General features: G+C 76.6%; 9 protein-coding genes. 8 read left to right on the top strand and 1 reads right to left on the bottom strand.

The annotated features are described in order from the left end of the window. Positions 1 to 295 precede the first annotated feature (295 nt). The 7 genes from ACI79X_RS23115 to ACI79X_RS23145 all read left to right on the top strand — a co-directional run bounded on the left by ACI79X_RS23115 (position 296) and on the right by ACI79X_RS23145 (position 7,798). Positions 296 to 1,210, top strand: coding sequence for an AAA family ATPase (locus tag ACI79X_RS23115; protein WP_457027766.1), 915 nt, complete (start codon positions 296 to 298; stop codon positions 1,208 to 1,210). Beyond that, complete coding sequence (locus ACI79X_RS23120; RefSeq protein ID WP_457027767.1) at positions 1,200 to 2,327, top strand: vWA domain-containing protein; 1,128 nt, start codon at positions 1,200 to 1,202, stop codon at positions 2,325 to 2,327. Before ACI79X_RS23115 ends, ACI79X_RS23120 begins: the two co-directional genes overlap by 11 nt. Next, the gene (locus ACI79X_RS23125) at positions 2,320 to 3,441 is read left to right on the top strand and encodes an XdhC family protein (RefSeq protein WP_457027768.1); all 1,122 of its coding nucleotides are present in this window, start codon (positions 2,320 to 2,322) and stop codon (positions 3,439 to 3,441) included. Before ACI79X_RS23120 ends, ACI79X_RS23125 begins: the two co-directional genes overlap by 8 nt. After that, entirely contained in the window at positions 3,438 to 4,055 is a 618-nt protein-coding gene (locus tag ACI79X_RS23130) for an MOSC domain-containing protein (RefSeq protein ID WP_457027769.1), read from the top strand. The genes ACI79X_RS23125 and ACI79X_RS23130 overlap by 4 nt, the downstream gene beginning before the upstream one ends. Before the next feature lie 140 nt (positions 4,056 to 4,195). Then, positions 4,196 to 4,585, top strand: a complete 390-nt coding sequence (locus tag ACI79X_RS23135; RefSeq protein WP_457027770.1) for an MmcQ/YjbR family DNA-binding protein — start codon at positions 4,196 to 4,198, stop codon at positions 4,583 to 4,585. 120 nt (positions 4,586 to 4,705) lie between these two features. Then, a complete protein-coding gene (locus ACI79X_RS23140) occupies positions 4,706 to 5,845 on the top strand; it encodes an NDMA-dependent alcohol dehydrogenase (RefSeq protein WP_457027771.1) in 1,140 nt (379 codons plus the stop codon). A gap of 78 nt (positions 5,846 to 5,923) precedes the next feature. Further along, positions 5,924 to 7,798 (top strand): AAA family ATPase, encoded by a 1,875-nt coding sequence (locus tag ACI79X_RS23145; protein ID WP_457027772.1) that lies wholly within the window; start codon positions 5,924 to 5,926, stop codon positions 7,796 to 7,798. A 114-nt stretch (positions 7,799 to 7,912) separates the two neighbouring features. Here the strand turns inward: ACI79X_RS23145 and ACI79X_RS23150 are convergent, their stop codons facing one another. Next, on the bottom strand, positions 7,913 to 8,770 hold the full coding sequence (locus ACI79X_RS23150; protein WP_457027773.1) for a LuxR C-terminal-related transcriptional regulator: 858 nt from the start codon (positions 8,768 to 8,770) through the stop codon (positions 7,913 to 7,915). Positions 8,771 to 8,951: 181 nt separating this feature from the next. Between ACI79X_RS23150 and ACI79X_RS23155 the strand changes: the two genes are divergently transcribed. Next, positions 8,952 to 10,652, top strand: a complete 1,701-nt coding sequence (locus ACI79X_RS23155) for an AMP-binding protein (RefSeq protein ID WP_457027774.1) — start codon at positions 8,952 to 8,954, stop codon at positions 10,650 to 10,652. Positions 10,653 to 10,789 lie beyond the last annotated feature (137 nt).

Genomic DNA, 10,789 nt, shown 5'->3' on the forward strand with positions numbered 1-10,789 from the left:
GCGCAAGGAGGAGATCGAGGTCGACGGCGGCACCACCGGTGTCGCCGGCACCGGCACCACGACCGGCACCACCGGCCGTGACGAGCGCGGCTTCGTCCAGAAGGCCAAGGACGCCCTCGACCGCGACAACGACGGCAAGATCGGCCGGTGACACCCTCCCGCCCCCGCGGGGGCGGGACGCACCACAGTCGGCGGTGGCCGGCCGGAGACCTCGACTCCCGGCCGGCCACCGTGCTGTCGGGGGACCCCCGGTCGGGGGCGGCCGGGCCCGCACGCAGGTGGGATGCTCGGCGGCGTGAGCGAGACCACGGCCGCCGTCCCCCGCACCGACGGCCTCCCGGGCAGCCCCGAGGAGCTGGCCACCGCCCTGCAGGCCACGGGCTACCTGCCCGACGAGGGGCTGGCCACCGCCGCCTACCTGGCCCTGGTCATGCGCCGCCCGCTGTTCCTCGAGGGCGAGGCCGGCGTCGGCAAGACGGCGCTGGCGCGGGCGCTCGCCCAGGTCACCGGCCGCCCGATCTACCGCCTGCAGTGCTACGAGGGCCTCGAGGCCAGCCAGGCGCTCTACGACTGGGACTTCGGCCGCCAGCTGCTGCACCTGCGCGCCGCCGAGGCCGCGCACGCCACCGGGGACACCCAGACCCTGGAGGCCTCCCTCTACGACCGCCGGTTCCTCCTCGCCCGGCCGCTGCTGCAGGCCCTCGAGGACTCCCCGAGCGTGCTGCTGGTCGACGAGGTCGACCGCGCCGACGACGAGTTCGAGGCCTTCCTGCTCGAGGTGCTCTCGGACTTCACGATCTCCATCCCCGAGCTCGGCACCGTGCACGCCGACGTCCCGCCACTGGTGGTCCTGACCTCCAACCGCACCCGCGAGGTGCACGACGCCCTCAAGCGCCGCTGCCTCTACCACTGGCTGCAGCACCCCGACTTCGAGCGCGAGGTCGCCATCCTGCGCACCCGGCTGCCCGAGGTCACCGAGCAGCTCGCCCGCGAGGTGGCACGGGCGACGGCGAAGCTGCGCAGCCTCGACCTGCTCAAGCCGCCGGGCGTCGCGGAGGCGATGGACTGGGCCAGCGCGCTGCACGCGCTCGGCGCCCGCGACCTCGACCCCGACCTCGCCGCGCGCACCCTCGGCGCGGTGCTCAAGTACCGCGAGGACACCGACCGGGTGCACGCCCTGGCCCGGGGAGCGCTGTTCGGTGGCGGCTGAGGCCTCGGAGTCGCGCGACGTGGTGGGCGTGATGCTCGGCTTCGCCCGCACGCTGCGCGCCGCCGGCGTGGCCGCCTCGCCCGACCGCGTCGAGGCGATGCTGTCGGCGGTCGCGGCCCTCGACGTCCTCGACGCCACCGCCGTCTACTGGGCCGGGCGGCTCACGCTCTGCTCGGGGCCCGACGACCTCGACCGCTACGACGCCGCGTTCGCCGCGTGGTTCGGCGGCGAGGCGCCCCGGCGCCGGCCCGCGGCGGCGCAGGAGCCGCCGCCGCTGGTGTCCACCACCGCCCCGCTGGAGCAGGGCGGTGGAACGGGGGAGCAGGGGGAGGACCCCGCCGACCTCGCCGTCGCGGCGTCCGGGGACGAGGTGCTGCGCCACCGCGACGTCGCCGACCTCACGCCGGCCGAGCGCGAGCACCTGCGCCGGCTGTTCGCGCTGGTCCGCCCGGCCAGCCCGATGCGCCCGTCCCGGCGGCGGCGGGCCGACGCCCACGGCGTGGTGCACCCCGCCCGCACGGTCCGGCGAGCGCTGCGCGACGGCGGCGAGGTCACCCGCCTGCTGCACCGGCGGGCCCGCCCCCGGCCGCGGCGGGTGGTGCTGCTCGTCGACGTCTCGGGCTCGATGAGCCCCTACGCCGACGCGCTGCTGCGCTTCGCGCACGCCGCGGTGCGCGCCCGCCCGGCGTCGACCGAGGTGTTCACGATCGGCACCCGGCTCACCCGCGTCACCCGGGAGATGCGGCTGCGCGACCCCGACCGCGCGCTGACCGCCAGCGGCGACGCGATCCCCGACTGGTCCGGCGGCACGCGGCTCGGTGAGGTGCTCAAGGCCTTCCTCGACCGCTGGGGCCAGCGGGGCACCGCGCGCGGCGCGATCGTCGTCGTGTGCAGCGACGGGTGGGAGCGGGGCAGCCCCGACCTGCTGCGCGAGCAGATGGCCCGGCTGCGCCGGCTCGCGTACGCCGTCGTCTGGGTCAACCCGCACAAGGGCCGGGCCGGCTACGAGCCGCTCACCGGCGGGATGCAGGCGGCGCTGCCGTCCGTTGACGCGTTCGTGTCCGGCCACAGCCTGGCCGCCTTCGAGGAACTGTCAGGGGTGATCTCGCGTGCGTGACGTGCTCGACGACCTGGTGGGCTGGTGGCAGGCCGGGGAGACGGTCGGGATGGGGACCGTCGTCGCCACCTGGCGGTCCGCCCCGCGACCGGCCGGCGCCTCGATGCTGGTCGGGCCCGACGGGACGGCGGTCGGCAGCGTGTCCGGCGGCTGCGTCGAGGGCGCGGTGTACGAGGAGGCCAAGGACGTCGTCGAGTCCGGCGTCCCGACGCTGGAGCGCTACGGCGTCAGCGACGACGACGCGTTCGCCGTGGGCCTGACCTGCGGCGGCATCCTCGACGTGTTCGTCGAGCCGGTGTCGCGCGAGTCGTTCCCCGAGCTGGGGGAGATCGCCGAGTCGGTGGGCCGGCACGAGCCGGTCGCCGTCGTCACGGTGGTCCGCGGGCCCGAGGACCGCATCGGCCGGCGGCTGGTGCTGTGGCCCGACCGGTCCTCCGGGACGCTCGGCCTGCAGCGGCTCGACGACGCCGTCGCCGACGACGCCCGCGGCATGCTCGCCGCCGGCCGCACCGGCACGCTCACCTACGGCCACGACGGCGAGCGCCGCGGCGACGAGCTGACGCTGTTCGTCTCCTCCTTCGCCCCGCCGGCCCGGATGGTCGTGTTCGGGGCCATCGACTTCGCCGCCGCGGTCGCGCGGGTGGGCGCCTTCCTCGGCTACCGCGTCACCGTCTGCGACGCCCGCCCGGTGTTCGCCACCGCCCGGCGCTTCCCCGACGCGCACGAGGTCGTCGTCGAGTGGCCGCACCGCTACCTGCAGGCCGAGGTCGACGCCGGCCGCATCGACGAGCGCACCGTGCTGTGCGTGCTCACCCACGACCCGAAGTTCGACGTGCCGCTGCTGGAGGTCGCGCTGCGGCTGCCGGTTGCCTACGTCGGCGCCATGGGCTCGCGGCGCACGCACGACGAGCGGCTGGACCGGCTGCGCGAGGCCGGGCTGGCCGACGCGGAGCTCGCCCGGCTGTCCTCCCCGATCGGGCTGGACCTCGGCGCCCGCACGCCCGAGGAGACCGCCGTGTCGATCGCCGCGGAGATCATCGCCGGGCGCTGGGGCGGCACGGGGGAGCGGCTGACCGGCACGGAGGGCCCCATCCACCGCACCGCGGACCGGTGACGGAGCTGCCGTACCGCTACGACGTCGAGGTCGTGGGGCTGCTCGTCTCGCCGGTGCACCGCTACGACGGGCGCCCCGCCGGGGGAGTCCCGCCGCAGGACGGCGACCGGGCCGAGCGGGTCGAGGTGCGCGCCGGGCACGGCATCGTCGGCGACCGCTACGCCGGCCGGCCCGCGCACCGCGACGCCGCCGTCACCGTGCTGGCCGCCGAGTCGGTCGAGGCGCTGGCCGCCGAGCTCGGCGCCGGCCCGCTGGACCCGCTGCTCGCCCGGCGCAACGTCCTCCTGCGGGGCGCGGAGGTCGAGGCGCTGCGCGGCGAGGAGTTCTCCCTCGACTGCGGGGAGGGCGTCGTCGTGCTGCGCGGCGGGCGCCCGGCCAACCCCTGTGCGTGGCTGGACACCGTGCTCGCGCCCGGCGCCCACCGGGGCATGCGCGGGCGCGCCGGGGTGCGGTGCGCGCCCCTGACCGGCGGCGTCCTGCGGCTCGGCCCGGCGGTCCTGGCCGCGGCGGTGCCCCTGGACCCGGCGCGGGCCGGTGAGGTGCACCGGGTGCTGCCGCGGTCAGCCCGGCACGGCGCGCCGGGCCCGGTCGACCGGGGCGCGCCCGGCCGGTGACGACGGGCCGCCGGCCCGCCACGCGCGCTCGGTGCGCGAGCGCACCGGCGTGTCCAGCCGCCGGCTGAGCACGGCCGGCGGGAGGTGGCAGGGTGCCGGACGGAGTCCGGACCCGGCCGGGCGGCCGGGGAGGGGACGACGTGGACGCGGCAGGACTGCTCGACCTCGCGATGGCGACCGCCGCGGCGCTCCCGTCGGTGACCCACGAGCACCCGTTCGGGCCCGAGTACGAGGTGTTCAAGGTCGCCGGCAAGGTGTTCCTGCTCGCGACCGAGGCGCCCGGCGAGGCGGTCGTGACCGTGAAGTGCGAGCCCGAGCACGCCACGGCGCTGCGCCAGGCGTACGACGACGTGGTCCCCGCCCGCTACCTCGACAAGCGGCACTGGGTCAGCGTCCGGGCCGGCGGCGCGGTCCCGCCGGAGCTCGTCGACGAGCTGGTGCGCACCTCCTACGAGCTGGTGGTGGAGGGACTGCCCCGGGCGAGGCGCCCCGGCGCGGGACGGTCCCCCGGCGCCCCGGCGGGCGCCTGAGCCGGCCGCCCGGCCCGATGGCACCCCCGTCCGGGGGTGGCCCGGGTCACACCGCCGTCACGACGATGGCCCGCGCCGGGAGGTGCCGCCGGGCCGCGGCGGCCGACGACGGGAGGGTCGATGAGGACCAGGGCAGCCGTACTGCGCGACGTCGGGAAGCCGTTCGAGATCACCGAGCTCGAGCTCGACGAACCCAAGGCCGGGGAGGTGCTCATCCGCTACGTCGCCGCGGGCCTGTGCCACTCCGACGAGCACCTGCGGCACGGCGACATCGTGCCGCAGTTCCCCATCGTGGGCGGGCACGAGGGCGCCGGGGTCATCGAGAAGGTGGGCCCCGGGGTGACCCGGCTGCAGCCCGGCGACCACGTCGTCTGCTCGTTCCTGCCGGTGTGCGGGCACTGCCGCTGGTGCTCCACCGGCAAGTCCAACCTCTGCGACATGGGCGCGTCGATCCTGGTCGGCAACCTGCCCGACGGCACCTACCGCTTCCACGACGACGACGGCCAGGACTACGGCGGCATGTGCATGCTCGGCACCTTCTCCGAGCGCGCCGTCATCAGCGAGAACTCCGCCGTGAAGGTCGACCCCGACCTGCCGCTGGACAAGGTCGTGCTCATCGGCTGCGGCGTGCCGACCGGCTGGGGGTCGGCGGTGCACGCGGCGGCCACCGAGCCCGGCGACACGATCGTCGTCTACGGCATCGGCGGCATCGGGATCAACAGCGTGCAGGGCGCGGCGCTGGCCGGGGCGCGCAACGTCGTCGCCGTCGACCCGCTGCCCAACAAGCGGGAGGCCGCCGAGCAGCTCGGCGCCACGCACAGCTGCGAGACCGCCGAGGAGGCGATGGAGCTCGTCCAGGAGCTGACCCGTGGGGTCGGCGCGGACAAGGCGATCATCACCGTCGGCGTCGTCGACGCGAAGGTCGTCACCGACGCGGTGAACACCATCCGCAAGGGCGGGACCGCGGTGATCACCGGGCTCGCCGACCCGACGAAGAACAACATCGAGCTGTCGAGCTCGCTGCTCACGCTGTTCGAGAAGACCGTGAAGGGCAGCCTGTTCGGCTCGGGCGACCCGTTCCACGACATCCCGAAGATGATCGAGCTGTACCAGTCGGGCGACCTCAAGCTCGACGAGCTGATCACCAAGACGTACACGCTGGACCAGGTCAACGAGGGCTACGAGGACCTGGTCAACGGGAAGAACATCCGCGGCGTCATCGTGTACGACACCCCGCCGCTGGAGGGCGCGCCGGCCTGAGCCGGTCGCCGTCCACCGACCCGGGACCTGCGCACCCGCCCCCCTCGGGTGCGCAGGTCCCGTCCAGAGAGGAGCCGCGTGACCGCACCGTCCGCGCCCCACCCGGTCATCGGGCTGCGCCGAGAGCGGGAGGTGCTCACCGTCGCGCTGCGGACCAACCGGCACGTCGTGCTCGAGGGGCCGCCCGGCACGGGGAAGTCCACGCTGCTGCGGTCGATCGCGGCGGAGACCGGCCAGGAGGTCGTCTTCGTCGAGGGCAACGCCGAGCTGACGCCGGCCCGCCTGATCGGCCAGTACGACCCCGCCGCCGTCCTCGCCGACGGCTACGTGCCCGGCAGCTTCACCGACGGGCCGCTGCTGACGGCGATGCGCGGGCACGGGCTGCTCTACCTCGAGGAGCTCAACCGCATCCCCGAGGAGACGCTCAACGTCCTCATCACCGTGCTCACCGAGGGCGAGATCACCGTGCCGCGACTCGGGCACGTGCGCGCCGCCGCCGGGTTCCGGCTGATCGCGGCGATGAACCCCTTCGACGCGATCGGCACCGCGCGGGTCGGGCAGGCGATCGCCGACCGGATGTGCCGCGTCGTGCTCGGCTACCAGGACGCCGCGGCCGAGCGGGCGATCGTCACCGCGGTGACCGGGGCGCCGCCGGCGCTGATCGGCCTCGCCGTCCGGCTCGTGCGGGCCTCGCGGGAGCACCGCGACGTCCGGATGGGCTCCTCCGTGCGCGGCGCCACCGACCTGGTGCTGCTGCTCGGCGGGCTGCTCGACGTGCGCGGGCAGTCGGGGCTCGGCGCGGAGGGCGCGCGGGAGACCGCCCGGGACGCCGCCTACGCCGCGCTGTCGGGGCGGATCCGGATCGCCGAGGGCGTCGAGCGGACGCCGGAGGCGGTCATCGACGAGATCCTCGACGGTGTCTGGCCGCCGGACGGGTCCCCTCCGCCGCCCGACGAGCAGCCCCCCGCCGACGCCGGGGGCGGTGACGACCAGGGAAAAGGTGAGGGCCCGCCGGAGTCCCCGGCGGGCCAGGACTCGGCCTCGTCCCTGCGCCGCGACCGCCGCTCCGGAGGCGGGCGCCGGCAGACCAGCCGCCGCGAGATGGCAGCACGACACGACGCGTTCGAGGAGGTCAGCCCGGAGGTCGGCGAGCTCGACGAGGAGGCGTTCGCCGCACTGATGGCCGAGGACGCCGACGCCGCGGCCGCGCTGCTCACCGACCTCGCCGCCGCCACCGACCGGGACCTGCGCTCGGCGGCCCAGCGACTGGCCGCGCGGGTGTTCGTGCAGGTGGGCCGGGTGGGGCGGGTCCGGACGCGGGGGACCCGGCGGCTGGTGCCCGACCGGCGCGGCGACGGCGACCTGGACCTCGACCGCACGCTCGACCGCTGGGAGGTCGGCTCGCCGCTCGCACCGGAGGACCTGGTCACGCGCACCTGGACCGGGCACCGGCGGTCGGTGTGCCTGGCCGTGGACACGTCGGGGTCGATGACCGGGCTCGGCGTGGCGATCGCGGCGGTGGCGGCGGCCGGCGTCGTCCTCACCGGCGACGAGCGGCTGCGGACCAGCCTGATCACCTTCGGCCGGGAGGTCGACGTCGTGCAGCGGCCGGGGCAGCGGCGGGCCGCCGCGGACGTCGTCACGCACCTGCTCGGGCTGCGCGGGCACGGGATGACCGACCTGGCCGGCGCGCTGCGGGCCGCCCGGCGCCAGCTCGACGCCGAGGTGGCCGACGAGCGGCGCGTGGTGCTGCTGTCGGACTGCCTGCACACGACCGGCGACCCGCCGGAGACCGCGCTCGCCGGCCTGGACCGGGTGGACGTGCTCTGCCCGCTGCCGACGGCGGAGGCGGAGGACGCCGCACGGGCCCTGGCGGCGCGCGGCGGCGGGAGCGCGCAGATGGTGCGCACGGTGCGCGACCTCGGGCCCGCGCTCACCCGCCTGCTGGGCTGAGCCGGCGTCCCGCCCGACCGTCTCCACCGTTGATCATCGGATGCGTGCCGCTCGCACCGGCGTGTCCGCGCGTGTCTGCGGCAAGCGTCCGATGATCAACTCGAGGAGCCGCGCCTACGGGAGGAGGCCCAGCCTCCGGGCCTGGACGACGGCCTCCAGCCGGGTGTGCGCGTCGAGCTTCGTCATCGCCGAGCCGAGGTAGCTCTTCACCGTCTCCGGGCGCAGCGACAGGCGGGTCGCGGTCTCGCGGTTGCTGCAGCCCAGCGCCACCTGGGTGAGGACGTCGACCTCGCGCGCCGAGAGCCGCACGGCCGGGCGGGTCCCGCGCGGTGCGCCCAGCGCCGCGAGCCGCCCGCACGCCGAGAGCAGCCGGTCGCGCAGCGCGGCGTCGTCGGTGGCCTGCGCGGCGAGCCGGAGGTCGGCGTGCACCGCGCGCACCTCCTCCCACCGCGCCGGGTCCTCCGTGGCGGTCGGGCCGGCCGGGGCGGCGGCCATCAGCGCCAGCCGCCGGTCCACCTCGTCACGGACGGCGAGCTCGGCGCCCATCCGCCCGGCCGCGCGGGCCAGCGCGTCGCGCACCCGGTCGCCCACCGAGCCGCCCTCCCGGCTGGCCGCGTAGAGCACCGCCCGGGCCCGCCCGCCGACCAGGACCGGCACCGCGGCCACCGTGCGCAGCCCCTCGGCGAGCACCGGCCCGTCGTACTCGTGCGTGATGTCCAGCGCCCGCTCGTAGTCCTCGACGCCGGCCGGGCGGCCCTCGCTCAGCACCCGCCCGCCGAGCCCCGCGCCCGTGCGCACCTGCAGGCCGTGCAGGTACCGGGTGCGCCCGCCGACCATCTCCTCGATGCGCATCGCGGCGCCCTGCACCGGGCCGGCGAACACCACGCCCATCCCCGACCGGGCGTGCACCTCGCGGACGGCGGCGCGCAGCACGTCGCGGTCGTCGGGCCGGGCGGTGGCGGGGAGGGACACGGGGGACCTCCTCGGGCAGGGCGGGCGGCGGTGACCCGGGTCACGTTAGCGCCGCCCGCGGCGGGGGCCGTCCTCGCCTGCAACGTGCGGCAACGCCCGGCGCGATCGGGGGTGGTGGCGCCGGACGCGCGCGGCCGACCATGCCGGGGCCCACGACCGCACGACCGAGGGAGCGCACCGCATGCCCGGCACCGCCACCACCGCCTACCGGGAGGCCCGCGACCGGCTGCTCGCCCTCCGCGGCGACCCCGCGAAGGCGGCCGCGGAGTTCGAGTTTCCCCGGATCGACGGCCCGTTCAACTGGGCCGTGGACTGGTTCGACGAGGTCGCGCGCGGCGTCGAGCGGCCCGGGCTGCGCATCACCGAGGAGGACGGCACCACCGGCAGCTGGTCGTTCGACGGGCTCTCCCGCCGCTCCGACCAGGTGGCCGCCTGGTTGCGGGAGCGCGGCGTCGAGCGCGGTGACCGCGTCGTCCTCATGCTCGGCAACCAGGTGGAGCTCTGGGAGGCGATGCTCGCGGTGATGAAGCTCGGCGCGGTGATCATGCCGACCACCACCGCGCTCGGCCCCGACGACCTCGCCGACCGGATCGGCCGCGGCGGCGCGCGGCACGTCGTCGTCAACGCCGCCGACGCCGGCAAGTTCGACGCCGTCCCGGGCGACTACGGCCGGATCGCCGTGGGCGACGCGCCGTCGGGGTGGGCGCCCTACGCCGACAGCGCCGGCGCCCCCGACGCCCCGCTCGGCCACCCCGGCACCGAGCCCGGCGACCCGCTGCTCCTGTACTTCACCAGCGGCACCACCAGCCGGCCCAAGCTGGTCGAGCACACTCAGGTCAGCTACCCGGTCGGGCACCTGTCGACGATGTACTGGCTGGGTCTGCAGCCCGGCGACGTGCACCTCAACATCAGCTCGCCAGGCTGGGCCAAGCACGCGTGGAGCTGTTTCTTCGCCCCGTGGGCCGCCGAGGCCACCGTCGACCTGTTCAACTACCGGCGGTTCGACGCCGCACGGGTCCTCGGGCACGTCCGCGACACCGGCGTCACCACCTTCTGCGCGCCGCCCACCGTCTGGCGGATGCTCATCCAGGCCGACCTCTCCGGCGGCCCCGGCACGCTCCGCGAGGTCGTCGCCGCCGGAGAGCCGCTCAACCCGGAGGTCATCGAGCAGGTCCGCCGGCACTGGGGGCTCACCCTGCGGGACGGCTACGGGCAGACCGAGACGACGGCGTCGGTGGCCAACGCGCCGGGCGCGGAGGTGCGGCCGGGTTCCATGGGCCGCCCGCTGCCCGGCGTCCCCGTGGTACTGGTCGACCCGCTCACCGGGCAGCAGGCGACCGAGGGCGAGATCTGCCTGGACCTCTCGCAGCGGCCGGTCGGGCTGATGACCGGCTACCAGGGCGACCCCGAGCGGGCGGCCGAGGCGATGGCCGGCGGGTACTACCACACCGGCGACGTCGCGACCCGCGACGCCGACGGCTACATCACCTACGTCGGGCGCACCGACGACGTCTTCAAGGCCAGCGACTACAAGATCAGCCCGTTCGAGCTGGAGAGCGTGCTGATCGAGCACCCGGCGGTCGTCGAGGCCGCCGTCGTCCCGGTGCCCGACCCGGTCCGGCTGGCCGTGCCGAAGGCCTACGTGACGCTCGCACCGGGCTGGGAGCCGGGCCCGGAGACGGCGCTGGCGGTGCTGCGGCACGCGCGCGAGCGGCTGGCGCCCTACCTGCGCGTGCGGCGGATCGAGTTCGCGGAGCTGCCGAAGACGGTCTCGGGGAAGATCCGCCGGGTCGAGCTGCGGCAGCGGGAGGAGCAGGCGGCCCCGGCGGGCACCGGCACCGACTGGGCCGACACCGACTTCCCGGAGCTGCGCGGCGCCTGACCCGTCCCCGGACGACCTGTCCCCGGGACACGGTCGTGGGGGGGGGGGGGGGGGGGGGGGGGGGGGGGGGGGGGGGGGGGGGGGGGGGGGGGGGGGGGGGGGGGGGGGGGGGGGGGGCGGGGGGGGGGCGGTGGGGG

Source organism: Geodermatophilus sp. SYSU D01119, from assembly GCF_054049975.1.

Coding starts and splice junctions, on each gene's coding strand:
- ACI79X_RS23155 (WP_457027774.1), top strand. CDS start 8,952: ATGCCCGGCACCGCCACCACCGCCTACCGGGAGGCCCGCGACCGGCTG.
- ACI79X_RS23140 (WP_457027771.1), top strand. CDS start 4,706: ATGAGGACCAGGGCAGCCGTACTGCGCGACGTCGGGAAGCCGTTCGAG.